This is a genomic window from Nitrosospira multiformis (assembly GCF_900111585.1).
Classification (GTDB): domain Bacteria; phylum Pseudomonadota; class Gammaproteobacteria; order Burkholderiales; family Nitrosomonadaceae; genus Nitrosospira; species Nitrosospira multiformis_B.
In genome coordinates, this window is sequence record NZ_FOHI01000004.1 from 14603 (window position 1) to 40495 (window position 25893).

Annotated in this window: 22 protein-coding genes and 1 pseudogene; 15 read left to right on the forward strand and 8 right to left on the reverse strand. The window is 53.4% G+C overall.

Annotated features, from left to right (window positions below):
* Positions 1-87: 87 nt before the first annotated feature.
* From BMW46_RS07400 to BMW46_RS07440, 9 genes are all read left to right on the forward strand, one after another.
* On the forward strand, positions 88-3150 hold the full coding sequence (locus tag BMW46_RS07400) for a monovalent cation/H+ antiporter subunit A (RefSeq protein ID WP_074706729.1): 3063 nt from the start codon (positions 88-90) through the stop codon (positions 3148-3150).
* Positions 3150-3491 carry a Na+/H+ antiporter subunit C gene (locus BMW46_RS07405; protein WP_074706732.1) on the forward strand — a complete coding sequence of 114 codons (342 nt, stop codon included), beginning with the start codon at positions 3150-3152 and terminating at the stop codon, positions 3489-3491. Before BMW46_RS07400 ends, BMW46_RS07405 begins: the two co-directional genes overlap by 1 nt.
* Positions 3488-5152: a monovalent cation/H+ antiporter subunit D gene (locus BMW46_RS07410; RefSeq protein WP_074706735.1), complete on the forward strand. Its 1665-nt coding sequence runs from the start codon at positions 3488-3490 to the stop codon at positions 5150-5152. Before BMW46_RS07405 ends, BMW46_RS07410 begins: the two co-directional genes overlap by 4 nt.
* Positions 5149-5637, forward strand: coding sequence for a Na+/H+ antiporter subunit E (locus BMW46_RS07415; RefSeq protein WP_074706737.1), 489 nt, complete (start codon positions 5149-5151; stop codon positions 5635-5637). Before BMW46_RS07410 ends, BMW46_RS07415 begins: the two co-directional genes overlap by 4 nt.
* A complete protein-coding gene (locus BMW46_RS07420) occupies positions 5634-5915 on the forward strand; it encodes a K+/H+ antiporter subunit F (RefSeq protein WP_074706740.1) in 282 nt (93 codons plus the stop codon). The genes BMW46_RS07415 and BMW46_RS07420 overlap by 4 nt, the downstream gene beginning before the upstream one ends.
* Complete coding sequence (mnhG, locus tag BMW46_RS07425) at positions 5912-6271, forward strand: monovalent cation/H(+) antiporter subunit G (protein WP_074706743.1); 360 nt, start codon at positions 5912-5914, stop codon at positions 6269-6271. Before BMW46_RS07420 ends, mnhG begins: the two co-directional genes overlap by 4 nt.
* A 265-nt stretch (positions 6272-6536) precedes the next feature.
* Positions 6537-9395 carry a hypothetical protein gene (locus BMW46_RS07430; RefSeq protein ID WP_074706746.1) on the forward strand — a complete coding sequence of 953 codons (2859 nt, stop codon included), beginning with the start codon at positions 6537-6539 and terminating at the stop codon, positions 9393-9395.
* Between the two features lie 138 nt (positions 9396-9533).
* Positions 9534-10607, forward strand: coding sequence for a hypothetical protein (locus BMW46_RS07435; protein WP_074706748.1), 1074 nt, complete (start codon positions 9534-9536; stop codon positions 10605-10607).
* A gap of 402 nt (positions 10608-11009) precedes the next feature.
* Positions 11010-13376, forward strand: coding sequence for a Tex family protein (locus BMW46_RS07440; protein WP_074706751.1), 2367 nt, complete (start codon positions 11010-11012; stop codon positions 13374-13376).
* Between the two features lie 409 nt (positions 13377-13785).
* Here BMW46_RS07440 and BMW46_RS07445 read toward each other — a convergent pair whose 3' ends face one another.
* Positions 13786-14508: an Npun_F0296 family exosortase-dependent surface protein gene (locus BMW46_RS07445; RefSeq protein WP_074706754.1), complete on the reverse strand. Its 723-nt coding sequence runs from the start codon at positions 14506-14508 to the stop codon at positions 13786-13788.
* Between the two features lie 269 nt (positions 14509-14777).
* Between BMW46_RS07445 and BMW46_RS15950 the strand changes: the two are divergent.
* A pseudogene (locus BMW46_RS15950) lies at positions 14778-15133 on the forward strand (S1 RNA-binding domain-containing protein); the annotation flags it as partial.
* Between the two features lie 278 nt (positions 15134-15411).
* Complete coding sequence (locus BMW46_RS07460; RefSeq protein ID WP_074706760.1) at positions 15412-16974, forward strand: RNA-directed DNA polymerase; 1563 nt, start codon at positions 15412-15414, stop codon at positions 16972-16974.
* Between the two features lie 145 nt (positions 16975-17119).
* Here BMW46_RS07460 and BMW46_RS07465 read toward each other — a convergent pair whose 3' ends face one another.
* Entirely contained in the window at positions 17120-18202 is a 1083-nt protein-coding gene (locus tag BMW46_RS07465; RefSeq protein WP_074706763.1) for a tetratricopeptide repeat protein, read from the reverse strand.
* 156 nt (positions 18203-18358) lie between these two features.
* The gene (locus tag BMW46_RS07470; protein WP_074706766.1) at positions 18359-19522 is read right to left on the reverse strand and encodes an alpha/beta fold hydrolase; all 1164 of its coding nucleotides are present in this window, start codon (positions 19520-19522) and stop codon (positions 18359-18361) included.
* A gap of 147 nt (positions 19523-19669) precedes the next feature.
* Here BMW46_RS07470 and BMW46_RS07475 point away from each other — a divergent pair, with 147 nt between their 5' ends.
* On the forward strand, positions 19670-20122 hold the full coding sequence (locus tag BMW46_RS07475; protein WP_074706768.1) for an SRPBCC family protein: 453 nt from the start codon (positions 19670-19672) through the stop codon (positions 20120-20122).
* A 64-nt stretch (positions 20123-20186) separates the two neighbouring features.
* Here BMW46_RS07475 and BMW46_RS07480 read toward each other — a convergent pair whose 3' ends face one another.
* Together BMW46_RS07480 and BMW46_RS07485 are read right to left on the reverse strand one after the other, a co-directional pair.
* Positions 20187-20597: a hypothetical protein gene (locus tag BMW46_RS07480; protein WP_074706771.1), complete on the reverse strand. Its 411-nt coding sequence runs from the start codon at positions 20595-20597 to the stop codon at positions 20187-20189.
* The gene (locus BMW46_RS07485; RefSeq protein ID WP_074706773.1) at positions 20598-20942 is read right to left on the reverse strand and encodes a hypothetical protein; all 345 of its coding nucleotides are present in this window, start codon (positions 20940-20942) and stop codon (positions 20598-20600) included.
* Positions 20943-21288: 346 nt separating this feature from the next.
* On the opposite strand from BMW46_RS07485, the gene BMW46_RS07490 reads away from it, so the two are divergent.
* Positions 21289-22689, forward strand: a complete 1401-nt coding sequence (locus BMW46_RS07490; RefSeq protein ID WP_081355725.1) for an adhesin — start codon at positions 21289-21291, stop codon at positions 22687-22689.
* Between the two features lie 171 nt (positions 22690-22860).
* Here BMW46_RS07490 and BMW46_RS07495 read toward each other — a convergent pair whose 3' ends face one another.
* Positions 22861-23322 (reverse strand): ferritin-like domain-containing protein, encoded by a 462-nt coding sequence (locus BMW46_RS07495; protein ID WP_074706776.1) that lies wholly within the window; start codon positions 23320-23322, stop codon positions 22861-22863.
* A 319-nt stretch (positions 23323-23641) separates the two neighbouring features.
* A complete protein-coding gene (locus BMW46_RS07500; protein ID WP_074706778.1) occupies positions 23642-23953 on the reverse strand; it encodes a hypothetical protein in 312 nt (103 codons plus the stop codon).
* Positions 23954-24136: 183 nt separating this feature from the next.
* On the opposite strand from BMW46_RS07500, the gene BMW46_RS07505 reads away from it, so the two are divergent.
* The gene (locus BMW46_RS07505; RefSeq protein ID WP_256376994.1) at positions 24137-25018 is read left to right on the forward strand and encodes a zinc-dependent alcohol dehydrogenase family protein; all 882 of its coding nucleotides are present in this window, start codon (positions 24137-24139) and stop codon (positions 25016-25018) included.
* Entirely contained in the window at positions 25015-25146 is a 132-nt protein-coding gene (locus BMW46_RS15795) for a zinc-binding dehydrogenase (RefSeq protein WP_256376995.1), read from the forward strand. Before BMW46_RS07505 ends, BMW46_RS15795 begins: the two co-directional genes overlap by 4 nt.
* A 57-nt stretch (positions 25147-25203) precedes the next feature.
* On the opposite strand, the gene BMW46_RS07510 is transcribed toward BMW46_RS15795, so the two are convergent.
* On the reverse strand, positions 25204-25758 hold the full coding sequence (locus BMW46_RS07510) for an NADPH-dependent FMN reductase (RefSeq protein WP_074706781.1): 555 nt from the start codon (positions 25756-25758) through the stop codon (positions 25204-25206).
* Between the last annotated feature and the right edge of the window lie 135 nt (positions 25759-25893).

Genomic DNA, 25893 nt, shown 5'->3' on the forward strand with positions numbered 1-25893 from the left:
CCTGGCTGGTCGCGCTCCCGTATCCTTTTTCGGAAAGTTCCGATCGGCATGGGTGGGCCTTTTCGCAGTAACTCATATCGATAGTTCATGTCGTTGATCTGGATAATTGTCCTGCCCTTCACCGGTAGCCTCTGCGCTGCGTTTCTGCCATCCCATGCGCGCAACGTCGCCGCCTGGCTCGCGGGTACCGTTGCGGGGGCGTGCGTCATTCTCACTGTCCGGTTGTATCCGCCAATAGCTGAAGGGGAGGTGATACGGGAATCGGTGCACTGGATTCCTCAGTTGGGTCTCCACTTCACGTTTCGCCTGGATGGCTTTGCCTGGCTGTTCGCAATGCTGGTTACAGTAATGGGAGCCCTGGTTGTACTGTATGCGCGCTATTACATGGCAGCACAAGACCCGGTTCCCCGTTTTTTCTCGTTCTTTCTCGCTTTCATGGGCGCGATGCTGGGTGTCGTGCTGTCCGGCAACCTGATTCAACTGGTGGTGTTCTGGGAATTGACCAGTCTGACGTCTTTCATGTTGATAGCATACTGGTATCACCGGCCGGATGCCCGCTATGGCGCCCGCATGGCATTGACCGTGACGGCGGCCGGTGGTCTTTGCCTGCTTGCCGGAGTCCTGATGCTCGGATGGGTAGCGGGGAGCTATGATCTGGATCGTGTGCTTGCCTCGGGCGATCTGATCCGCACGCATTCCTGGTATGTGCCCATGCTGATCCTGATCGGATTGGGAGCGTTGACTAAAAGCGCACAATTTCCATTTCATTTCTGGTTGCCGCATGCCATGGCGGCGCCTACACCCGTATCTGTCTATCTCCATTCGGCAACGATGGTCAAAGCTGGCGTTTTCCTGCTTGTCCGGCTCTGGCCTGTGCTTGCTGGTACCGAAGAATGGTTCTGGATGATCGGCACGGCAGGTCTTCTTTCGCTCGTGCTGGGTGCATACGCGGCGGTATTTCAACGGGATATGAAGGGTGTGCTGGCCTATTCCACCATCAGCCATCTGGGTCTGATTACGCTGTTACTTGGGTTGAACAGCCCCCTCGCGTTGATAGGCGCGATTTTTCATATCATGAACCACGCTACATTCAAGGCATCGCTTTTCATGGCGGCAGGCATGGTCGACCACGAGACCGGCACGCGCGATTTATCGCGCTTAAGCGGTTTGCGGCGTGCCATGCCCATCACCGCTACGCTGGCCGTGGTGGGTGCTGCGTCCATGGCGGGTGTGCCGTTGTTCAACGGTTTTCTTTCAAAAGAGATGTTTTTTGCCGAGACTGTGTTTGTCAGCGGTCACCCGATCACACGTATCGGCCTGCCGACAATGGCTGTGGTTTGGGGAATACTCAGCGTTGCCTATTCGCTGCGTTTTATTCTGCAAGTGTTTTTCGGGCCCCCGGCGGAAGACCTGCCGAAAAAACCCCATGAGCCGCCACGCTGGATGCTGTTTCCCAGCGCGCTGCTTGTCACGGCCTGTCTGGTGGTTGGAATGTTTCCCGCCAGAACCGTTGGATCGTACCTGAACATGGCCTCGCGGTCCGTACTTGGAGAAAATACCCCGTTCCATAGCCTCGCAGTATGGCATGGCTTCAATCTCCCGCTTATGATGAGCCTGGCTGCGATGGTAGGCGGAATCCTCCTGTATCGGGCGCTGGGAGAATATCAGCAGGGCACGACGGTAGTACCGGTGATCGAGCGTTTCGACGGCAAGCGTATTTTCGAATTCATGCTCGAAAAGCTTGACAGGCTGGCAATGCGCCTTTTGCGATGGCTATCCACCGAGCATCTGCAGGTCCAGATGCTGCTGCTTATCATTGCCGTGTTTGCCAGCGCGCTGATACCACTCTCCAGGGGCGGCCTGCCCGAGGGCGATAAAACGCCGCTTCCGGTTGAGCCGGCTTTTGCAATGCTGTGGCTGATCGGCGCGGTCTGTACAATCGCAGCCGCTGCCCAGGCAAAGTATCACCGGCTTGCTGCATTGACCTTATCAGGCGTAGCGGGATTGGCAACCTGCATGACCTTCGTCTGGTTTTCCGCCCCTGACTTGGCGCTGACGCAGCTTATCGTAGAGGTCGTCACACTTGTCCTGCTTCTGCTGGGTCTGCGCTGGCTGCCGCCACGGGATAAATCGCTGGATCATGAAACGGTGCCGCTTCCGGTACGTATGCGCGCCGAGGGTCGCCGGTCGCGGGATCTGGTGATCGCGATTTGTGCGGGTATCGGTATCACCGGGTTGAGCTACGCAATTCTGACCCGGTCCGCCGGGGAAGGCATCTCGCCTTTTTTTATCGAGAATTCACTGCCTCTGGCGGGGGGATCGAACGTCATCAATGTGATCCTGGTTGATTTCCGCGGTTTCGATACGATGGGTGAGATAACCGTGCTAGGCATCGTGGCATTGACTGTGTTTGCGCTGTTGCGGAGGTTCCGTCCTGCTGCTGAGGCCATGACGGTGCCCGTAAAACAGCAGGAGCAGGGTGCACAGATCAGGGCATTGCCGTCAGATCCGCATGCGTTGTTGCCCGCTGGATCAATGATGGTGCCGGCGGTGTTCGTGCAGTTGCTGCTCCCGGTGTCGGGCATGGTGGCGATCTATTTTTTATTGCGCGGGCACAACGAACCGGGCGGCGGCTTCGTGGCGGGGTTGATCGTCACGACAGCGGTCATTTTGCAATACCTCGTGGGAGGCACTGCCTGGGCGGAATCCCGTACCCGTATTTTCCCCCAATACTGGCTTGCAGCGGGGTTACTGTGTGCTGCCGGTGCGGGTATGTCAGCGTGGCTGGCGGCGCGTCCATTTCTTTCGGCAATGGCATGGCATGGCACTTTGCCAATAATCGGCGAGATGCATCTTTCAACGGTGTTGCTGTTCGATCTGGGTGTCTTTTTTCTGGTGATTGGCGCAGCGGTGTTGATCCTGGTGGCGCTTGCCCACCAGTCACGGCGCGCGCATCGCAAGCAGGAGGTTACAGAAGTTGAGACGCCGATGGAGGTGCCGGCTTCGCCGGCAGAGCAAGGCGGCAGCGGTCATGCCTCCGCCTCGCTATCTGTCCCGGTCGCTTCAACGGCTCCAACTGACTATGCGCCTGTGGAAGCCGGAAGGCAAAAGCTTCCCCATGTTTCGCCTCCGAAGGAAAAGGAGGATTGATGGAGGCAATCTACGCGCTTGCTATTGGCGTTCTGACCGCTTCGGGTGTCTGGCTGGTGCTGCGCCCCCGCACCTTCCAGGTCATCATGGGGCTTTCTCTGCTGTCGTACGCGGTCAATCTGTTCATCTTTGGAATGGGGCGACTCATGATAGGAGGCGCGCCAATCATTGAAACCGCGGCAAAGGCAGATCCTTCCTTGTATGACGACCCCGTGCCGCAGGCGCTTGTGCTCACCGCAATCGTCATTGGTTTTGCCATGACTGCGCTCTTTCTGGTTGTGTTGCTGGCTTCACGGGGTTTGACGGGCAATGATCACGTTGATGGGGATCCGGAAGCATGAATGGCTGGGTGAATCATCTTCCGATATTTCCGATAGTGATTCCATTGGTTGCGGGAGCAGTCATGCTGCTGTTCGCCGAAGCCCGGCGTGCTCCGCGCACCATTATCGCCCTTGTTGCCACCTTGGCAAATTTACTCGTGGCACTCGCGCTCGCCTATATCGCAAGCGATGCTGTTCCGAGTATCTGGCCGGATGGTATCGCTGTATATCTGCTCGGTGGCTGGCAGGCGCCCTTCGGTATCGTACTGGTGCTGGATCGATTGTCTGCTCTGATGCTGGTGCTCAATGCGGTGCTGGCATTGACTTCCCTGATCTATGCTCTGGCGCGCTGGCGCAAGGCTGGTCCTCATTTCCAATCGCTGTTCCAGTTCCTGATCATGGGGGTAAACGGCGCTTTTCTGACCGGCGATCTCTTCAACCTGTTTGTATTTGTGGAGGTGCTGCTGGCTGCGTCATACGGTCTCCTGCTGCACGGTCTGGGCGAGCCTCGGGTCAAGGCTGGCCTGCACTACATCGCGATCAATCTTGCAGGTTCATTTGTCTTTCTGATTGGTGTTTCGCTGATCTATGGAGTAACCGGAACGCTCAATATGGCGGACGTGGCTGCGCGCGCCTCACTGCTCACCCAGGACGAGCGCATACTTTTCGAAACCGGTATCGCCATTCTCGGCAGCGCATTTCTGCTCAAGGCGGGCGCATGGCCTTTGAACTTCTGGCTGCCGTCTGCTTACGGTACTGCTGCGCCGCCAGTGGCAGCAGTTTTTTCGATTATGACCAAGGTGGGGATTTACGCGCTGCTGCGGCTGGGGTCGCTGCTGTCCGGCGCTTCGGGTGCGAGCGTCCCGGCGCCATTCAATGATGGCTGGCTGTTTGGCATTGGTATCGTTACACTCGTGCTGGGGACAGCGGGCATACTCACCGCCAGCCAGGCACAGCGGCTGGTTGCCTATTGTGTCATCGCCTCCGCCGGCACGTTGCTTGCGGCACTCGGGTTTGGGGGTACGGCAATGAAAGGGGCAGCCCTATATTATTTGACAAGTTCAGTGTTGGCGACAGGCGCTTTCTTCATGCTTTGTGAGATGATCGACCGCACACGGCAAACCGGCGAGGACCTGCCGCTGGAGATGATGGAATCTGTCGGACAGGAGGCGGTTGATGTCGATTTTACGGATGAAGTGATAGGTATCGTCATTCCCGCGGCGATGGCATTTCTGGGTATGGGCTTTCTGGCATGCGCGTTACTCGTGGCGGGCTTGCCGCCGCTATCGGGTTTTATCGCCAAATTCCTGATCCTCTCCGCTACACTAACCGATACTGCGCCGGGGCCAGTGCCGGTTACGGTATGGGTACTGTGGGCGGGAATGCTGGGCTCGAGTCTGATTGCAATCATTGCTCTCTGTCGGATGGGGATACATTTGTTCTGGAGCACGGATGAGATCATGACGCCAAGACTGCATCTTGGGGAGGCGGCTCCAGTTGCGGTGCTGCTGCTGCTCAGCGTTGCACTCTCGATAGAGACGGGCCCGGCAATGGATTACCTGAATCTTGCGGGTAATTCGCTATCTTCACCGCAGATATATATCGATGCCGTATTGTCGGGCAGTCGGCCACCCGGGCCTTCGCCGGTGCCTTCAATTCCAGTGGAGGGAATCAGGCAATGAAACGCTGGCCATCGCTGACACTATTTACTGTCATTCTGTTTGCCTTGTGGCTTCTGCTGAATGATTCCCTGGCGCCGGGGCAGCTTTTGCTGGGTCTGATACTCACGGTGGCTATTACCGCATCGACTGCGGCAATACGCCCGCTGCGCGCGCACCCGCACCATCTGCTCACCGCATTGGGGCTGTTTTTTGTAGTGCTGATCGATATTATCCGCTCCAACATCGCCGTGGCAGGGATCATTCTCGGTCCAGCGAAGAGACGTTTTAATTCGGCTTTCATGAAAATTCCGCTGGATCTGCGTGATCCGTATGGGCTTGCCGCGCTCGCCTGTATAATCACGGCCACGCCCGGTACCGTCTGGGCCGGCCTTTCGCCTGATGGAGGCACGCTCACGATTCACGTCCTGGACCTCCAGGATGAGGAGGCCTGGGTTCGCACCATCAAGCAGCGTTACGAGCGGCGACTGATGGAGATATTCGAATGAATGGAATGCTGCCGTGGGCGATCTCCTTTGCCCTGATTGCTGTCACACTTGCCATGATTTTTACGGCGATCCGTCTTCTGCGCGGGCCTGCCGCGGAAGACCGCGTACTGGCGTTGGATACCCTGTATGTAAACAGCATGATTATGGTACTCACGCTGGGAATTCAGTTCGGATCCCGGTTTTATTTCGACATCGCTCTGTTGATTGCGCTATTCGGGTTTGTCGGTTCAGCTGCAATGGCTAAATTCCTTTTGCGTGGCGAGGTGATCGAGCCATGACGGATGGGGTGATTCCTTTCTGGGCCGATCTGCTCGGCTCGCTGCTGCTGATCTCAGGCAGTCTGTTGACGCTGATCGGATCCCTCGGCTTGCTTCGGCTGCCCAACCTGTTTGCGCGCATGCATGGCATAACATTGGGAAATACACTCGGCCTCGGGTGTGTGCTGCTGGCATCGATACTGGTTGCTTCGATACACGCTGAGCGGTTCGTGTTTCAAGAGGTGTTGATCACACTGTTCATGATATCGACATCGCCCGTCACCACGATCCTGCTCATGCGCTCAGGGATATACCGTAGACGAATGGATGCTGACAGAAAAACAGCAGGACACCAGGATAGTCCGAATCCTGGGTGACCTTTCACCTTTTCTTCCATTCCCCACCATAGCGTTTTCCCTACTGCAGTTTCCCCACCTTTGCTGATCCCGGCAGCCTGGCACCGCAGTCAATATTCTTCATTCCCGATATGGCTTGCATCTGGGGAGCCGCTGAAGAATCTGAAGCAAATAGCCTTGACTAGCCGCCTTTCCTCGCCTATTTGTTAAAAAACGCTACTTTAATTCAATTCGTTCCAATCGCTGTGTTGTGCATGGCGTGATCCAAACATGGTGGGGAAGTGATATGAAAGAACTGTTCAGATTTGGGGTCATCCGCCCACCGCGTCCGGCCTCCCGCCGGGGAAGCATTGTATTTCCCGGTAACCTGACCCTGTTACGTCGTGGTCTTTTCGCAGCACTTGATCATCCAGACCCGCGTGCGAGTATGCGAGCAGCAACTGAGCAGTTTTTCGAGGGTAACGAGTTCTCTCAGGATGCAGCAAGTATTCAGTTCGGCTCGGCTCTCCTCGACCTTCGCGACCGCTTTCAGAATCTCGGGTCAATCTCTGGTGCGACACTTGCAAGCGCCGTCGAAGAAGCAACTGGCACAGTCGCAAATCAATTGGTTGAAGATGCCGGTTTTGTGAATCTTAAAGATCGCGCATTCGATACTGTGCTTGCCTTGCGCGTTCTCCCGGACCGGTTCCCGCGCCTTTCGCCCATATTTGCCGGACTAGTCCGCATGATCGACCTTGTCCAACGCCTCTCGGAAAATGATCAGACGCTCGATGACGAGACAGTCGCTACACTTCTGCGCCGTACCATTGTACTTCCCCGGGCCTTGTTTCCCATGCCTCGGATGCCACAGCCTGTGCCGGCGCCGACCCCTGCGGCTGGCCCCACTCCGGGTGGAGGCGGCGGTAGCGGGGACGCTGGTCAGCTATCAAGCCGTATTGCCGCGTTGGATCGCGCTCGTGTTGCAATTCTTTCAACCGGCATGGATGACTTCGCGGTAACGAGTGGGCGGGAAGCACGCGTGCGTTCCAATGCTATCGCGCGGTTACCGGTAGACATACGGGAGGCATTGCGAAGCGTAAACGTTAATCTTTCAAATGTGACCGTATCGGCCGCACTGGACCAGATCGGGCGGGCGAGTGCAGCGCTGAGTCAATCGCTGCGGGAGACACAGGAACAGCGGAGCGCACCCTCTTTGGTGATGATTGGTACTGCGACTGTGCCGATGCTCGATCAAAATCTGCTCCCTGCGGGCGATATTGCGCTACCGGAGGGCCCCAAGGTTCCGACCAGCGTGGGTGTTATCCGACCCATTGGGATCATGCCCCTCATTGTTGTTTTCGAGCAGATCAAACGCTATGAACTCGACCAGATTTCGGACGTGCAAACTATTCTGCGATCGGAGAAGCAGTCGCGGGAAACACGCAGATTGACCCGTACGGAAGAATCTTTCGAAACCGAGATCGAGCGCAGCACTGAGCAAGAGCGCGACGAACAGACAACCGAACGGAATGAGATGCAGCAGGAGGTGGGCCTCACCATTGAGGAATCGGAGAGGTTCAATGTCGGGGCGACGATTTCCGGGAGCTATGGCCCGATCAAAGCTGAACTGACGACAGGATTCGAGTCCGAATTTGCAACAGAGGAATCGCGTAAATCAGCCTCGACTTACGCCCGGGAAGTGACGAATAAAACTGCGACCAAGGTAACCGAGAAGGTTCGGGAAAAGCGCACTCGCACGACATTGGAGGAATTTGAGGAAAAATTCAGTCACGGTTTCGACAATACTGCCGGTACGTCGGATGTCTCCGCGATATTCCAATGGCTTACCAAGGTGATGGAATATGAGGTGCGCGAAGTGGGAGAGCGTTTGATGATTGAGGTGATGGCGCCTGAACCTGCCGCGAACTACCTGTGGTCAGTCGCACGGAAAAGCGAGCTTCCAGACGGGTTCGCGCCGCCTGAGCCCTTTACCGCTGCACCGAGCGACATCACACCCGAGAACTATGGCGAGTTCGTGAAAAAATACAATGTTGCGGGTGTCGAACCGGTCCCCGACCTTATCACGACCATTTCCATCGCCCTGGAGGGTAAGGCGCAGGCTCTTGAGGAGGGTACTCTGCCTCCGCCCATGGCCGAGGCAAAGGATGTGGACATTCCCAAGGGTTACCGTGCTGTCATTGCCCACGCCTCTTCCAATGTCATCGCTGTTCCCCCGGAGCCGGTCTCAGGCACGCCAGGAGGGTTCGGTCCGGTGGCAGAGGTTTACATTACCGTTGGCAGGGAGGAGTTTGGTTTCGAGAGCGAATCCCGCTTACTCGATGGCGAGACAGGAGATAACCCTCAGAATATTCCTGTCACGGTACTCGTCAATAATGTTCTCGCTTATACCGTCGCAATCGAGATTAACTGCTTGCAAATGCCGGGTATGATGGAAGCGTGGCGTCTGAAAACCCATGCGCTCATTCTTCAGGCCTATCTTGCGCTCAAGACGGAATATCAAGAGCGCCTTGCCGCGCTGGCCCTCGAGCGCAGGGAAGAGCAGGAAGGACGCCATCCCCTTGATAACCAGACAATTATTCGCAGCGAGTTGCAAAGAAGCGCAATTTCGATTCTGACAGCACAACACTACGATCTCTTCAGCGCTGTTCTTGAAAGCGCTGCGCAGCGACCCCGAATCGATTTCGACGAAGCCTTTGCCGAAGGCAATTATGTCGCCGCATTTTCCCGCTGGTTTGAATGGGAGAACATGGTGTATGTCTTTCAGCCCTATTTCTGGGCGCGGAAGAGTACCTGGAATTATCGGCTCCTTTCCAGCGATATCGATCCCCTGTTTGCGGCATTTCTCCGCGCAGGTTTTGCCCGTATCCAGATCCCCGTGCGGCCCGGCTTCGAGGAGTTCGCGCTGGCGTTCTTCGAGACCGGCGAGGTACCGCAATCGCATCCTTCCGGCGTAATTGGTGAAGACTATTTGAGCATCGTGGAAGAACTCAAGGCGATGCTCGGTGTAGGCGATCGCGGCGAACTGATCGATTCCTTTGAAGTGCGTTTGCCAACAACCCTGCACACGCTGCGCACCACGCCTGGGCTGCCTGCGTGGGAGCCGAACGAGGAGGGGAACTGGGTCCCTGCGGAACCCGCACCTTGAACGCGGATATACGGGCGAAAAAGGGGCAGGCGCGACAGGCATTCGATCAACGGACAAAAGCATGCCGAAGTCGACAGTTCCATATATTGGACCAATTCTCGCATCGCAGGCTCATGCAAAAGGCGGCGCAAATTCCTGATGGCTGCTCCCGATATAGTCCAGTCCGTTTCTGATGAATCGAAAGGTATTGTCCTGTTGTTTTCGACATTGCCGTCCGATGAGCGGAAATTTATTGATGAAGTGACCACCATAGGCAAAGAGACCGTAAACCTGCCTGCGATTTTCGAGGACCATAAAACCTCCAGCCCGGAGTTCGCAGGGAAGCTCACGATAAAGAAGTTATCAACATACACTCGCACAAATGCTTTCGGCCATTTCAAGCCAATGCGCGAAGCGGTAAGCAGCGCGATGGCGGCGTCAAAAGAACTGCCGCCGTGGCTCGATGAACTGGACGAAATGCTGGCGCTGCCAGGATCACGACTGGTAGACCGAACCCTTGGCCTTGCAATTGCCCTGCGTGAGTCCGGTGGACTGGCTCGGCCAGCGCGGGCAGGGCACATCATCGATTCCTTCACAGAAGGCGGCCTCGACAATTTGTTCAGCAACCGGCAGGCGTATCTGGATGCCGAGCTTGTCCCGGAACAGTGGGTCAAGGAGATGAAGCGCTCGAGAGTCAAAAGCTCCGCTGCCGAAATCGTGCAGGAGCGGCTGATGAGCTTTTATTTCGCTCGTGTCGGCCTTGCTCAAGTCATGCTTGTCCGCGCGGTGGCGGACGAATTTTTCAGCGATGCTGGCGGAACAGGCGACCCGGATGCGGAAGCACTTGCAGAAGTGCAAATTGCCGCGTTGACCAGCATGGAACGCAAGATATGGCTTGCCATTACTTTCGCAAACGCAGATGGTGGGAAGAACCTGGCTTCAGTGAGCCCAGGTGCAACCGGGGTCGTCACAATTCTCCACGCGTTCCATCTGGCGAACGTGCCGCTTCACGAAATCACGAATGTACCAAATGCCGAGAGTAGTCGAGCCCTCCGGAATTTTTCGCCGGATGTTGCCGTTGCGCTCAAGCCGCAACCGCCTGAAAGACGCGTCGCGTTACGGTTTCTCAGGCGGTTGAAGCAATTCTTCCGGCTTAATATCGCCACCAAGACTGCTATCGTATCGCAGGCAATGGATCAGCATTTCATGCGCTCGAAAACGGCCAAGCGGTGAGGGTGAACAAATATCGATGGTTTATTTGATTAATCAGCTTTCTTCCGCCCCTTCGGAGTGATCTCATCCGTCCCGTCAAGGAGACAGGAGACCACCATTTTCTGTTAGACTACGTTCTCTCACGGAATGCTTACTGGAATCATGTCATACCCTGCATTACTTTCCCTTAGATAAGTAAAAACTCGTACAAACCGAGCTTCGATAACACAATACACCCTAATTTATGAAGCAAAAGCGCCTGCTATCATAAGATCTCCCAAGAATCCTAAAAGGCTGACTTTGCTTCACTTTTCAGCCAGCTTGTGTAAAAACCTCAAGAATTCCGATAACTTCGCCGCCAGATGTTACTGCCATTAACTGCAGATTCCTCTGGCTCAGCTTATCTTTCCACTCTGCGCCATCATGCTGCCATCCATTGAACAACGTCTTTCCTTTGAACTCGGTGCGAAGCCTGCACAGGTTAACGCGGCCATTGCCTTGCTCGATGAAGGTGCCACCGTGCCCTTTATTGCACGTTACCGCAAGGAGGTGACTGGTGGGCTGGACGATACACAGTTGCGCCTGCTGGAAGAACGGTTGCGTTATCTACGTGAACTGGAAGACAGGCGTGCCGCGATCATCACATCGATAGAAGAGCAGGGGAAAATGACGCCTGCGCTGCTTGCTTCCATCCTGCAGGCCGAGGATAAGACACGACTGGAAGATCTGTATCTCCCCTTCAAGAAAAAGCGGCGCACCAAGGCTCAGATCGCGCTGGAAGCGGGGCTGGAGCCACTGGCAGATGCGCTGCTTGCCGACCCGATGCTGCAACCCGAGGAAGAGGCCATCAAGTACTTGAAGCCGGCCTTCACCACCGAGCAGGGGGATAATCCTGGGGTACCGGATGTGAAAGCTGCGCTCGAGGGAGCACGCCAGATACTGATGGAACGTTTCGCGGAAGATGCCGAGTTGCTTCAGTGGCTGCGCGAGTATCTGCTGGACCATGGGGTGGTGGAGTCGAAAGTCGCGAGCGACAAGAATGGCGGCAAGGAAGAGGAGGGCGCGAAATATTCCGATTATTTCGATTATTCCGAACCGCTCAGTTCTGTTCCTTCACACCGGGCGCTGGCGCTTTTCCGGGGGCGACGTGAAGAAATTTTACGTGTTGCCCTGCGTCTGGATTCGGAGGCGGAGAAACCGAAGTGGGATGCCCCGCACAATCCGTGCGAGGTGCGCATTGCTGTCCGGTTCGGCATTGCGGACAAAGGGCGGCCTGCCGATGCATGGCTGATGGACTCGGTGCGCTGGACCTGGCGGGTAAAGAGCTTTCCGCATCTGGAAATCGATCTTATGGGCACGTTGCGCACGCGCGCCGAAACCGAAGCAATCCAGGTCTTTGCGCGCAACCTGAAAGCCCTGCTCATGGCTGCTCCCGCCGGGCCTCGTGTGACAATAGGTCTCGACCCCGGCTTGCGCACCGGGGTGAAGGTCGCAGTAGTGGATGCGACAGGACGGGTCATGGAAGCGGCCGCCATTTATCCACATCAGCCAAGGAATGATTGGGATGGGTCGCTTCATGTTCTTGGCGCGCTTGCGGAAAAATATCGGGTGTCGCTGATAGCGATAGGCAATGGCACCGCTTCGCGCGAGACAGACAAGCTGGCAAAAGACCTGATCAAGCGTCGTCCCGATCTCAAGCTCACCTCTATCGTGGTTTCGGAAGCGGGGGCTTCGGTTTATTCCGCCTCCGATCTGGCATCCAGGGAGTTCCCCGATATGGATGTGTCGCTGAGAGGAGCGGTTTCCATTGCGCGACGCTTGCAGGACCCGCTGGCGGAACTGGTCAAAGTCGATCCGAAATCGATTGGCGTAGGTCAATATCAGCATGATGTCGGGCAAACCCAGCTCGCGCGTTCGCTCGATGCCGTGGTCGAAGACTGTGTGAACGCGGTAGGCGTGGACGTCAACACGGCCTCCGCGCCACTGCTCGAACGCGTTTCGGGGCTTAACGCGGCTGTCGCGCAAAGCATCGTTGTCTATCGTGAGGCAAACGGAATGTTCACCTCGCGTGAAGCTTTACACCAGGTGCCGCGCCTGGGTGAGAAAACCTTCGAGCAGGCGGCAGGCTTTCTGCGTGTGATGCATGGCGAGAACCCGCTTGATGCCTCGGCAGTGCATCCCGAGTCGTATCCCGTCGTGCAAAGAATCCTTTCCGACTTGAAGCAGGAAATCAGGTCGATCATCGGCAATAACAAATTATTGAAGTCGCTCAATCCAGCGAGGTATGCGGATGATCGATTCGGCGTGCCGACCGTGACCGACATCGTGAGGGAACTGGAAAAGCCGGGGCGTGATCCCCGGCCGGAATTCATCACTGCCGCATTCAAGGAAGGTGTGAACGAGATTTCCGATCTGCAGCCGGGAATGCTGCTGGAAGGCGTGGTCACTAACGTAGCCGCCTTCGGCGCGTTCGTCGATATCGGAGTGCATCAGGATGGACTGGTGCACATCTCCGCGCTCGCTGACAAATTCGTGAGAGACCCGCACACGGTCGTCAAGGTGGGGCAGGTGGTCAAGGTCAAGGTGCTGGAAGTCGATGAAAAGCGCAAGCGCATTGCGCTGACCATGAGACTGACAGATACGCCAGCACCACAAACACAGGAGGCGCGAGGAACCGGCAAGCGTGAGCAGCCAAGGGATAGGAAAGACCGCTCAGTCCAGCCCCGGCAGAAACAGGATTCTAAGCCTGAGACCGCGATGGCTGCGGCATTCGGGAGGCTAAAGGGTTAAATAAGGTTTTGATGTCTTATTTCAATGTGAGGTGCTCGTGTCCATTACGTTTTCAGAGAGTTCATTCTGTTGCAGCAGGAAGGTATTAGAGACAATCACAAGTGTGTTTACACTACCGAGAGCCGAGAGCAAGGGCTAGCGCATTACGTCTCACTCGTTCCCAAGCGTCTCAAGGGCTCTCAGGGGTTTCAAACGCACCAGCCGCGCTGGCCGGTCAAGCATCAAGTGACAATGACCAGTTAAGTCGGGGCATGGACTTTGTCGCTGGAACAACCTCTACTGAATCTGCCCCCCCCGACAAGGAAAACACCTTGTCCGAAAGGCAGCAAGCAGCTCAATCTCCTCCCGCGTGTAGCTGGAGTGGGAGTGGGAAGGGGAGGCAGAAGAGGGTTTTCGCACGAAGAGGGGATTAGCCCCATTTCTTGCAACGCGTAATGGAACCCGCCAAAAGACCAAACCCGAGAAGAGCCAGTGTACCTGGTTCGGGAATCTCCTGAATCTCCTGGCTTGAAGTTCCGATGGCAGCCAACGCCACGTTATCGAATTCAAATGAATAGTGCGGGCTTGAGGCTATCACCTTGTTAAACTTGATATCCGAAGTAATGTTTACATAAAAAGTGCCATTTGCTCCTCGATCGCCATTTGGCAGATGGGTGACATCAAGGCCAGTGAAGTTGAAAAGGAGCGTATTGCCGTCGTAGAAAGACAAGGTGTTGTAGCTATCTACTGATCCCCACAGAAGGCCAAAGTATTGATGATATGCGTTTAGGTCGAGAGTAACCGAACCGATACCGGTGACCAGATATTGTGTAAGATCTGGTCCGTCTTCCTGAGGAATATCATTAAACAGATGATCGCTGGCACTGACCACGTAAGGAGCGGCGTATTTTCCAGACACATCTGGAAGGGCTGCCGTACCCGAATCTATTCCATTGAACGTAACGTAAATACCCTTACTGGAAAGACCCCCTGAAGAGGAGAGGCTGTTGAAATTTTCATAAACCGCATTGCCGATGGGAACTCCCCCAATGGAAGCGCTGATAAGAGCCGCAACGCTGACGGAAGAGGTCAGGCTCATGGCAGTGAAAAAAACCCCTGTCGTTACATGGATCATGGTTTTTTTTGTTGGCATTTTTTGCTTCCTCTTGTATGTTCATTATGAATATAAATAAGCTGCTTGATATGCCTCACAGCTCTATATGAGGAGCAAAAATCATGCCTATTTTTAAAAGGCTCTGTTTTCAGTAGCTTGGGAAATGAACTTCTTTCTTCATTCGATCACCTGAAAAGTCTTTCGACATGGAGGGGAAAACAACAATCTCCTTTCAGAAACAAAAACCCCATCCCCGTGGAAGGATTCGTCGGCAACAACAAATTATTGAGTCACTCAATCCAGCAAGGTATGCGGATGATCGATTCGGCGTGCCGACCGTAACCGAGATCGTGAGGGAACTGGAAAAGCCGGGGCGTGATCCCCGCCGGAATTCATCACTGCCGCATTCAAGGAAGGCGTGAACGAGATTTCCGATCTGCAGCCAGGAATATTGCTGGAAGGCGTGGTCACTAACGTGGCTGCCTTCGGCGCGTTCGTCGATATCGGAGTGCATCAGGATGGACTGGCGCACATCTTCGCGCTCGCTGACAAATTCGTGAAAGACCCGCACACGGTCGTCAAGGTGGGGCAGGTGGTCAAGGTCAAGGTGCTGGAAGTCGATGAAAGGCGCAAGCGGATTGCCCTTATGATGAGGTTGGCGGATACGCCAGCCCCACAAACATAGGAAGCGCGAGGAATCGGCAAGCGTGAGCAGCCAAGGGATAGGAAGGACCGCTCAGCCAAGCCCCAGCAGAAACAGGAAGCCGGACCTGATACAGCGATGGCTGCAGCGTTTGCGAAACTTAGGGTTGAGCCAGAATTCGCAGTTTTGCTGGTCTTATTTCAATATGAAGTGAGCTTCAATTGGTTAGAAGTCCGCCTGCACCTGTAGGAATAAACGAGAGAAAATCTCTCAAACACTACCTGTATTGAAATAATAATATGTCCCAACCACTGAAAACCCTAATTAGTCCGGATGCCTTAGATTTCGCAATAAACCATATTTCTGACTATTACGACACAGATTTTTTTCCTCGTGCCGAGGAGTTTGTTGCGATTAGGTTTTCGTGGGATGAAGTCAAAAATTATATTCTCGAATCAGATCTGGATCGTATTCTTTCCGCGACACCTCTTGTTGAGCCATGGCCGAAACCCAGAAGCGGTTTCAGAATCGTACACCGACCTGAGCCATTAGACTCTATTGTCTATGCAGCACTTGCAAAGACGATAGCTTCGCATGTGGAGGGAGCTCGAGCAAGTCCAGAAGTAGCATGTTCATACCGTATTTCTGAAAGTGATAGGAGTTTTTTTACTGAAGGCTCAGGATTCCATGTATATCGTGAGCGATGTGAAAATCTTTCAAAAGTTTTTCCATTTGTACTGTCAGCAGATATTTCAGATTTTTATAACAAAATTTATCTCCATAGATTACAAAACGCAATTCAATCGGCAATTGATAATCCGAATGGAATTTCAAAACGAATTGAATACTTTCTTACTACACTCAATACCAAAGCATCTCAGGGAATTCCTGTTGGCCCGGCAGCCAGCATTATCATGGCTGAGGCAACGCTAATCGACGCAGATCAATTTATTTTCGGCCGTGGTTTTGAGCATGTTCGATATGTAGATGATTTTCGGATTTTTGGGAGCTCTCATCAACAGCTAAGAGAGTTGTTACAGGATTTCTGCATTTATCTTCACGAGAATCAAAGACTTTCTCTTTCTTCTGAAAAAACCCACATAAGCAAGTCAGAAGACTTTATTAGGCAAGAACTCAACAACCAGTACCAGTTGGAAAAACTGGAGATTCTTGGAGAGATTGAAGTTGTTAACCCTTATACGATGGAGGTAAACGTTGGGTTAGCCCTTATCGATAATGCTGGCGAAATCCTTTCAGATGCGCTAGCACGTATTACAAAATTTGATACTCTAGATCTCGGGGTTATTCGAGCAATCATACGTCGAGCAAAGGCACATGGGATTAAAGATATTGTGCCTAATCTTATAAGTAACATAGAGTTTTTTGCACCTGCAGTTAATGATATCGCCTTATATCTGGACTCAATTTCAGATAAAGATTTCATTTCTGCTCATGCAACTCAGCTTGCTGAACTGTGTGATCATCCAGCAGCCAACATGCGTGCGGTTCGATTATGGCTGGAGTGGTATTTCTCTCGCCATATAGAATTGCTAAAAATTACTAAAATTCGTGCATTCGTTTTTTCTAGTAAACGGCTTAGGCCGCAAGCATGTGCAGCCATAACATTGAAGAACCAAGCTTGGATTAAAGATCGGAAAAGCCAAATGCTGCATTACGCTTCTTGGGACAGACGGTCTATTCTTCTTGCAGCTAAAGTTCTTTCCCGCGACGAGCGGGAAAAATGGTTGGCTCCTCTTGTTAAGAGTGAAAGCCTTAGTCGAATGGATAAATGGATGGCCGACTGGGTAATTGCTGGAGCGCCACTCCATTATTTTGATGATGATGACAATATTCCCTTCTAGTTGAATAGAATTCCTAAGAGTTGGAATACTCTTCCCCTAGGAAATCAATAGAGGTAAATAGATTTTTCTATCAGAACAATAAGGTCAGACTTAAAAAGAATTGGACAGAACCATTTTGATGAATCGTGCCTGACCCTATTGGTTCTTACGGCCGACCCATTATGTTGCTGAACCACTGGAACCGCGCTACCTGCCGCTCCGGTTCGTCATTCGGATTGAGCCGATCCATGGCGACACGAAGTCCAGCAAGATTATCCCGGGTTATCCGCGCGGTAGGGTGATCCGTGCCGAGAGATTTTTCGCAGATTGCCAGGGCTCGCTTATAAAGCGGTTCCGCCTGTGCATATTGCCCCTGCTTGTGGTGGATGAACGCGAGGTTGTTCAGGATGGTGGCAACATCAAGATGATGCTTTCCGGCAGCTTTTTCAAAGATTGCCAGTGAACGTTCATAAAGGGGTTGCGCCAATGCATAGCGGCCTTGCGTGCGATAAAGTTCCGCAAGAATGCTCAAATCCTGCGCCACGCCGGGATTATTCAGGCCCAATGCCTTCTCCCGGATAGCCAGCACGCGCTTGTAGAGCGGTTCCGCCTGTGCGTATCTGCCTTCGTTCTGGTGAATCAAGGCGAGATTGTGCAGACCCGCTGCCAGACCAGGATGGTCGGAACCGAGCGCTTTTTCCCGTATCGGAAGCAAGCGTTCGTAAAGCGTTTTGGCCGAAGCGTACTGCTCCTGAACGCAATACAGTTCCGCGAGATTGTTCAGTGTCTGGGCTATATCCGGATGATCAGGGCGATGGGATTTTTCCCTGATGGCCAGCGACCGCTTGTAAAGCGGCTCGGCGTCCCCGAAACGGTTCTGGGCGCGGTAGAGTTCAGCCTGCCCATTCAAGGTCCTTGCAAACAGGGAATGGTTTGGTCCAAAGTGCTTTTCCCGAATTGCCGCAGCACGCTTATAAAGCGGCTCCGCCTGGGCAAACTTTTTGTGGTCGCGGTACAGTTCCGCAAGATTGTTCAGGCTCGTCGCAGTATCGGGATGGTCAGGGCCATATTCTTTTTCCGCAACCGCGAGCGATTTCTTGACGGCGGCTACCGCTTTGTCATACTCACCCTTCTTGTAAAGTGATATTGCCTCTTCACTGAATGTCCGCCACTTTGTCTGCTGCGCATAAGCAATTTGAGTTATGCCGAGCACGAGAGCTAAAAAGAAAGCGGTCGAGAGCGTTTTCATTCGGTTTCCTCTCATATTTAGCGGCAGGCATCAGGTTAAGGGTTAAGAGATGGGAGAGAGCAAATGTTAAACCGATATCCACTTCAAGATTCAAACATTTTTTCACGACTTTTAAACGAAGTGTGGTGAAAACGTTTCGGCGCAGAGCTTCTGCTGTTAAATATAGCCCTCATTCCGAAAACTACAAGAAAAATACGGGGAAATACAGGGAGACTCGATTGCATCATTCATTAAACAGGAGGAATGTTGCGAGGATTTGCAATCGACTGAATTAACCACTGGCAACACTTCTTCTATCAATATTCGGTTGAATCTTGCCGATTCCTCGAAGGGCGGATTATGCGCAGAGTTCTCAAACCACACCAGCCGCTTGCAGGGCGTCTCGATAGTTTCGAAATATCGCTCTGCCAGGGTCGCAGGAACATGCTTGTCATAACGCCCAAGCAGGAAGAACATGGGTATCTTGAATGAGCGGTAGCGGTCGCTCAGATTGAGGCGGGAGATTTCATTCTCCAGCTGCACGAGAGAAAAGCGATTGCCCTGACCAAACCTGATAAGGTCAATCAGGTTCGCCTCATCGGTATTGAGTGCTGTCCATATCAGCTTACCTGTCGACAGATGGGTATGGAATATGCCGCCGAACCGTTCCACCCATCTGGCAGTTGTCAACCTTTCATCGACAGAGGCGTAGGGTGGCGGGCCAATGGCTTCCAGTTCCGAAACAGCCTTGGCATTTCCCCTATTTTTCGCTTCGGACAGGGCAAAACCGTAGGATAAACGGCGACCTTCCGGCACATCGGCCACTTGGGCAATTCCCACATAAGCGGAGACTTTTTCAGGATGCTGCGAAGCATGGATTATCCCCGGTACGGTGCCCCACGAGTGACCTACCAATACGACTTTTTTCTTGTGGAACCGATGCCTTACGTATTCCACGACTTCATCCAGATCGCGCACGAACTGTACAATGGACATCGATTCAAGAGGTATATCGAAATGGAATGATCGACCCGTTCCTCGCTGTTCCCAATACACCACGGTGAAATGCTGTTCGAGCAGGGAATTATAATGGCGAAAGAGCGCCGACTCGCTGGCGCCCGGCCCGCCATGCAGGAGAATCAGGGGAGGATTGGAGGTGGATATCCCGCGAAACCAGATACTTTGAGGAATGCCGCCGATGGTAATCGTTTCCATGCTGGCGATACTGCCGGGAATGACATTTCCGGTTGCATCCCGGAATGGCACGGTATGGATGCAGCCGCTGCATAGGAGGAGCAACACTGCGGCAGCAGTATGACGAAGAAAAGCGGAGCCCAGCACCGATGTCTCTGCTCAGGACATTGTTCCGTGGATATGATGTGGTATATGTTAGCTTAAAAACGACCGGTGCTCAGCCGAGTGAAATCTGCCCGAAAAGCGGATGACAAACCCGCCAGATCCGGGCGAAAAAACAAGAGGAGGATAATCATGCCAAAAGTATACAACTCCATTGTCGTCGATGCTCCAATCGAGCAGGTCTGGTCCAGAATACGAAACTTCCACGACTTCTCCTGGGCACCTTCGCTGATCAAGTCGTGCGAAAAAGTGGGCGAGGGCGGTGGATATTCGGTGGGGGCAAAGCGGCTGTTAAACGGAGAATTCCTCGATACGTTGATCGCTTACAGCGAGATCGAGCGTCGGATGATGTATTCCATGGACGAAGGGCCTTCCCCGGTTTCATCAGGAGAGATTTACAATTATGTGGGCAACTTGCATCTGCTTCCGGTGACGACCGATGACACGACCTTCGTGGAATGGTCCGGGTCATGGGAATCCGCAAACACAGAAGCAGTGGAATACATGAACAGAGTGTACCGTTCGCTTCTCACCGATCTCGCAGCGGAGTTTTACGAGCGAATCCAGGCGGTCAGAGCCGATTGATCGATAGAAAGAGAGCTGACCAAGCATTAGACCAATCACTCTGATCCCATGAGTTTCATGGGTTTCACGCGTACCAGCGCAGGAATGCCGCAGCAGTCAGCGCCGTTACACCTAGCAGGCTGAGCAGTCTCCAGGCATTACGGCGCTGTTTGGACGTCCATGTGGTGGATTCGCGTATATACTTCGCCGCGATGAAGATTCCGCCCACGGCGCAGAGAATCTTGATCAGCAATGCCGCAAAGGCGACGCCGTGCAGATCGGGGAATACCTGGTAATAGTAGTAACTCACTGCACCGAATCCCGCGCCGCTCAGCGCTTGCACCGCCCAACTCAACCCGACTATCCATGCAAACTTGCGGTGCGCAGAGGTTGTCTGCCCTAAGACGTATAACGCAAGGACCGGAAAACCCACTACGGCAGCGGCGCCGAAATTATGCGCCAGCTGCACCAGGGCGTAGTTGAGATTTTCAAACACCTACGCTTCTACGTTGACGTTGACGCACTTTTGTGGACCAATGGGGGTATGCGCTTTGTTTACCACCTTGACGCATATTTCGTGTTTTCCCGCTGCAAGCGTTCCCAGAGACTGGCTTCCTTTCAGATTACGCAGCGTCAAGATTTCCTTTTCATCGATATAGAGATGGGTGTGGTCGCCCTTGTCTCCCAGCGAGATGTCATAGACCAGCTCGATGTCCGTCTTCGGGCTGAATTTGGCGCCTTCCGTAGGTGAAGAAATTGCAACGGTTCCTTCGGCGGCAAGTGCCAGCGGAATGGAGCAGGTGAAAGCAAGTGAAGCTGCAAGGGCTTGGAATTTGCGCATAATCATTCTCCTTGAAATGTTGTTATCAATATTTAGTACAGGACTTGAAGAAGCGACTGAGTCATGTCACTGGCAGACTGCAAAACCTGTATGGCTAGTCTTCCGGATTCTACCATCCGAAATTATACAACAGCTTCGCCTCATCTCTGGCTCATGGGAAATGGAACAAGGCTGTTATCCGCATTCTGAAGGAGTCGACGGTGAACTGAACCAATCCAGTCGCCGGAGGCCGGTTTTCCTTTCCGCATCCCGCGCGGTTTATACGGACAAGCAGGGAAGAAAAGGGCCGATGTTTTCGCTATTGTCGCGCTATAGTTTGATATGATAGCGCGTTTGTTCAAATCGAATGGATCAATCGAAGATGGAGTTCAATCAGAATAAAAGAGCCATTTCCTGGGCTCATCTCATGCCACTTGCATTGGCGTTGAGCATCGCCGCATGCGGTAATGGAAGCGGACCGGCAACAGGCGGCAGCAGCGGCGGTGGGGGGAAAACCGGAACAGGCCCGACTACGGGCAGACTGCTGGACACCGCGGTAAGTGGTGTAGGTTATGCTGCGTCATCGGGGGCTGCCGCCAATACGGATGAAAACGGAATCTTCAAATACAGCCATGGCGATACTGTGGAGTTCAAGCTGGGGGGCTTGGCTCTGGGGAAAGTGAAGGGAGCAGGTATCATCACTCCCATGGAATTGGCGGGAGAAAGCGCGAATAAACTGCAAAACCTGCTTATTCTGCTGCAATCGCTCGATATCGACGGCAATCCCGATAATGGTATCTCCATTCCTCCCAGTGCCGCGGCCGCTGTCGCGACTTCCATCAATCTGGATAGCGATCCGGCTGCCTTTGCAGCTTCTGCTGAATTGCAGAAGGCCAGGGAGGCGGGAGGCGTGAGCGGTGCTGTGAAGACGGCGAATCAGGCCAGGGCACATTTCCTTTCACAAGGCATTCCCATGCTGAGTTCCAGCATCTGGGTCAAACATGATGGTACGTCCGCCTCTGTAATCCGTATTTCCACCAGCGGAGGGGGCGAGTACCTGAACGGTGAAGCCACGCCGGACGATTCCTGTGATGCCAACCGCGTTTGTGGCGGTAAACTGGTCAGCAAGGCGGGTGTGGAGTACGGGGTGGCAGGTGTATCAGAATTTGATACCAGGGGATTCAAATTCGTGAGCAAGCCGGTAATCGATACCAATCTTCAGGCTGGATTATCCAATCCCCGGGCAACAGTGCGGGTACGCACGGACGGTTCCGACCTGATTAATTCGGATATCGTGACGGTTCAAAGAGAGAAGAAACAGGCAAGTCTGTTTGGAGAGCTTTTCCACATCGCGGGAACCCTGGAGATCAGTTCGGAGAAGGAGCCGATCAAGACGGAGATCAAGGAAAGCCGCTATTCAGCCATGGAAAATGAACCGAAAGGCATCATTGGGACGTGGGCGGCAGACCAAACGAATATCAAGACCCAGACTTACTTTTTCTTTTCCAATGGAAAGTTCATGATGGTCGATCCGGTCGGCAATCCGGAGCATGCCGAAAATTGCGGACCCGGTGTCGAGTTCGCCTCGTACACGTACGATGCCGGGAGCAAGGCCTTGAGCATTAAAGGGTTTACCTATGACACCAACGGGTGTGCTGGCTTTTCGGAAACCGGTGCAAGCTCCTTTAACCTGAATGCCGATGGCAATACGGCTACCCTGGAAAAACAGGATAAAAGCAAGATTTCCTTATACCGCGTATCGAAGTAGCGAGGCTCGACAGGGAAGATAGGGAACCGATTTCCCGGATGATGGTGGAGTTCCATACCGGGAGATCGATCGCCGGACAGAGGAGACACCTCCTCGCCCATTACACCCTGGCTATTGGACAGCTTTCTCTCCACTCGCAGGCTAAAAAAGTGAGCTGTACGAACTACATTCTCAAATCGCTTTGATGCCATGCCGCGCTGCATCGCGCAGATGGCGGACGCGATCATGATTTCTTTTAACACCTTCGTATTGCCTGTCAAGCAGCGCGCGCAGATCGAGCGGCATTTCTTCTCTGAGGGCGTTGTCGTAGGCCATCACGGCAGCGGCTTCGCCCCGCTCGCATTCTTCAAGCACTGCCAGGTTATCGTTGCTGGTGATTGCCGTCTTCAAGTCAACCCACATGCGATGCAATGTGCCGGTAGCGGTGCCGCCTGTATCGGGATCTCCGCCGTAACGCCTGACCTCTACACTTAAATCACGCACCGCCTCCTCGCAGCTCTGTGCCCGGTTTCGAAGATACATCTTCAACTCGGGATCGTCGATATCATCCGCGCAAGTTTTGAAGCCTTCTGCGCCATCGCGCGAGATCTCGATGAGATTGTTCAACATGCTTATAATTCGTTCGTTATCCATCTTTATCTCCTGATGAAAGCCTGAATATTGGCTTTAAAACAGGATAGAGAAACCTTTCCTGCCGTTCTGTACGTTGAGGCACATTTAGGCTTTAGCAGAATACCGTTCAGCAAGCCTGTCCTGAGGTTGTCGAAGGGTTGGAGCACCGTGGATTCTTCGATCTCCCGACAGGTCTCAGGGACGACCCTCCCTCTTACAGAGTGGAAGTCTTGTTCGGGTAAAGGGGGGACGAGGGGTTCATGCCCTTTGACAGAGCCAGGGTGACGATTTTTTGAATCACTTCGATAGGCTCAGGGTGATCAGAGTGAGAGCCTCGTTCTTACAGCTGCAGCCAGTAAATCACACCGTCGAAATCAACCGGGACGAGGCGCACAGCTTTTGCATTCTTCCCTTCCAGCACTTTTCTATAATCCTCGAAGTAACTGTTGCGAATGAGGTTCGATCCTTTGTCGTAGGTTGAGACGGAGGCAGCGGCATCAACGTTTTTGACAAATACTTGCAACGCCTTCAGTTCTTCAGAGTATTCATCGGAGCACCGATAATTGAGTTCCTGCTCGAGCCAGTTGATGCGGGTGAATAAATCTTTCGAGCTAATTATGTTGATCGTATTGTTGATCGGTTTTGAGTCCATGAATTATTTCCTTGTTCATTACAGAAAAAACGGGTTTCGCATTTAGTAATCGTAAGAAAACCGGAATCTCTACGGCGAAGAAACTTTTTCTCGATAGGGTGTTAATGGTTATCTGTCCGGGATCAAGTATATATACTAAACATTCTTTGGACTCCAAAGCACGTTTGGAATGAGAGGCGAGCGATGACCAACAAGGCAGTCTATGTGCAACCGGGTGGAGGATTTGATCGTGTAACGCTGGGTACATGCGAATCAATGACGCCGAAAGCAGGCGAGATTACTGTCAGAATTCGCGCAAGTTCATTGAACTACCATGATTATGCAGTGGTAAGCGGGATGTGGCCACCCGCGGTGCCGCGTATTCCAATGTCCGACGGGGCGGGCGAGGTTATCGCCGTGGGTGAAGGCGTTAACGAATTTGCAATAGGTGACCATGTTGTCAGTACCTTCTTTCCAAGGTGGCAGGAAGGACAACCCGAGACTGACGACATGGGCACCGTTCCGGGGGATGGCATTGACGGTTTTGCGTGCCAGCAAGTGACCATGCCTGCTACCGGTTTCACTCGTGCCCCGAAGGGTTATAGCCACGCTGAGGCGGCGACTCTTGCGTGCGCGGGTTTAACAGCGTGGCGGGCACTGATGGTAGACGGTCCATTGAAGCCAGGCGAAACGGTATTGATTCAGGGAACCGGCGGAGTTTCAGTATTCGCCTTGCAATTCGCGAAGGTAGCGGGAGCAACGGTAATAGCAACCTCTTCCAGCGACGAGAAACTTGCCCGCCTGGAAACGCTTGGCGCAGATCATCTCATCAATTACCGGAAACATGAAAACTGGGGAGATCTGGTACGTGAATTGACAGCGGGACGCGGGGTCGACCATGTGATTGAAGTGGGAGGTCCCGCCACGCTGGCTCAGTCGATGGTAGCAGCGCGCATCGGCGGCCACATCGCGATAATCGGCATCCTGTCAGGTATGACAGGAACGCTGCCGTTACTCTCTGTGTTGACACGGCAATTGCGCCTTCAGGGCTGGTCGTGGGCAGCCGCCGTCACCAAGTCGAGATGATCCGGGCAATCGAAGCTACCGGGTTGCGGCCGACAATCGATCGTCATTTCCCACTGGAAGAACTTGTGGAGGCTTTTCGCTATCAGGAAATCAATCGACACATTGGCAAGATATGTCTCGATATCTGAGTGCTACCCGTCATTTTTCCCAATAAGAAATAGAAATGAAAAATGAAAATGTCATAATCAGACGGCATGCCTTTTGACCCAATCGACATAGCGATTCATCCAGTTCTGCAGGAATTTCCTGCTGTCTTCATTGCCGATGTTCCCATCCTTGTCAAAAAGCCCTTCTTTTACATGTATAAACGCTTCCGGCTGGCCCAGAGTGGGAACGTCCAGGTAGGCCAGGGAGTTGCGCAAGTGCTGCTGCGCTATGGCTGTGCCGATAGAGCCAATGGAAGCGCCGATCACTCCCCCCGGTTTGCCTGCCCATGCATTCTGCCCATAGGGACGGGAGGCATGATCGAGTGCGTTCTTGAGCACGCCCGGCATGGAGCGGTTATATTCAGGTGTGACGAACAGCAGGCCTTGGGCTCTGGCGATTTCAGCCTTCAACCGTTTGACCGATTCGGCCTGATTTTCATCGTCGTCTTGGTTGTATAGCGGCAGGTCCCCGATGTTCAGGTGCTTGAATGTAAATTCCGGTGGAGCCAGCTTTATCAGGGCATCAGCCAGTTTGCGATTGAATGAGTCGCGGCGAAGACTGCCCACCACTACAGCAATTTGATACTGGCCCATGTCATCTCTCCTTATAAAAGATCGTAATGTGACCGGTTTGGTCATTCCTATAGCCGTGCGGGCTGAAGATCATGACGTTTGATTGAGCATCGCCGGTTCCGGTCTGATGGCTAAAAGACGGGCAGGACCTGAAAA

What these genes read in the sequence shown, in the direction of transcription:
- BMW46_RS07400 (WP_074706729.1), top strand. Translation starts at nt 88, where the DNA reads ATGTCGTTGATCTGGATAATTGTCCTGCCCTTCACCGGTAGCCTCTGC.
- BMW46_RS07405 (WP_074706732.1), top strand. Translation starts at nt 3,150, where the DNA reads ATGGAGGCAATCTACGCGCTTGCTATTGGCGTTCTGACCGCTTCGGGT.
- BMW46_RS07410 (WP_074706735.1), top strand. Translation starts at nt 3,488, where the DNA reads ATGAATGGCTGGGTGAATCATCTTCCGATATTTCCGATAGTGATTCCA.
- BMW46_RS07415 (WP_074706737.1), top strand. Translation starts at nt 5,149, where the DNA reads ATGAAACGCTGGCCATCGCTGACACTATTTACTGTCATTCTGTTTGCC.
- BMW46_RS07420 (WP_074706740.1), top strand. Translation starts at nt 5,634, where the DNA reads ATGAATGGAATGCTGCCGTGGGCGATCTCCTTTGCCCTGATTGCTGTC.
- mnhG (WP_074706743.1), top strand. Translation starts at nt 5,912, where the DNA reads ATGACGGATGGGGTGATTCCTTTCTGGGCCGATCTGCTCGGCTCGCTG.
- BMW46_RS07430 (WP_074706746.1), top strand. Translation starts at nt 6,537, where the DNA reads ATGAAAGAACTGTTCAGATTTGGGGTCATCCGCCCACCGCGTCCGGCC.
- BMW46_RS07435 (WP_074706748.1), top strand. Translation starts at nt 9,534, where the DNA reads ATGGCTGCTCCCGATATAGTCCAGTCCGTTTCTGATGAATCGAAAGGT.
- BMW46_RS07440 (WP_074706751.1), top strand. Translation starts at nt 11,010, where the DNA reads ATGCTGCCATCCATTGAACAACGTCTTTCCTTTGAACTCGGTGCGAAG.
- BMW46_RS07445 (WP_074706754.1), bottom strand. Translation starts at nt 14,508, where the DNA reads ATGCCAACAAAAAAAACCATGATCCATGTAACGACAGGGGTTTTTTTC.
- BMW46_RS07460 (WP_074706760.1), top strand. Translation starts at nt 15,412, where the DNA reads ATGTCCCAACCACTGAAAACCCTAATTAGTCCGGATGCCTTAGATTTC.
- BMW46_RS07465 (WP_074706763.1), bottom strand. Translation starts at nt 18,202, where the DNA reads ATGAAAACGCTCTCGACCGCTTTCTTTTTAGCTCTCGTGCTCGGCATA.
- BMW46_RS07475 (WP_074706768.1), top strand. Translation starts at nt 19,670, where the DNA reads ATGCCAAAAGTATACAACTCCATTGTCGTCGATGCTCCAATCGAGCAG.
- BMW46_RS07485 (WP_074706773.1), bottom strand. Translation starts at nt 20,942, where the DNA reads ATGCGCAAATTCCAAGCCCTTGCAGCTTCACTTGCTTTCACCTGCTCC.
- BMW46_RS07490 (WP_081355725.1), top strand. Translation starts at nt 21,289, where the DNA reads ATGGATCAATCGAAGATGGAGTTCAATCAGAATAAAAGAGCCATTTCC.
- BMW46_RS07495 (WP_074706776.1), bottom strand. Translation starts at nt 23,322, where the DNA reads ATGGATAACGAACGAATTATAAGCATGTTGAACAATCTCATCGAGATC.
- BMW46_RS07500 (WP_074706778.1), bottom strand. Translation starts at nt 23,953, where the DNA reads ATGGACTCAAAACCGATCAACAATACGATCAACATAATTAGCTCGAAA.
- BMW46_RS07505 (WP_256376994.1), top strand. Translation starts at nt 24,137, where the DNA reads ATGACCAACAAGGCAGTCTATGTGCAACCGGGTGGAGGATTTGATCGT.
- BMW46_RS15795 (WP_256376995.1), top strand. Translation starts at nt 25,015, where the DNA reads ATGATCCGGGCAATCGAAGCTACCGGGTTGCGGCCGACAATCGATCGT.
- BMW46_RS07510 (WP_074706781.1), bottom strand. Translation starts at nt 25,758, where the DNA reads ATGGGCCAGTATCAAATTGCTGTAGTGGTGGGCAGTCTTCGCCGCGAC.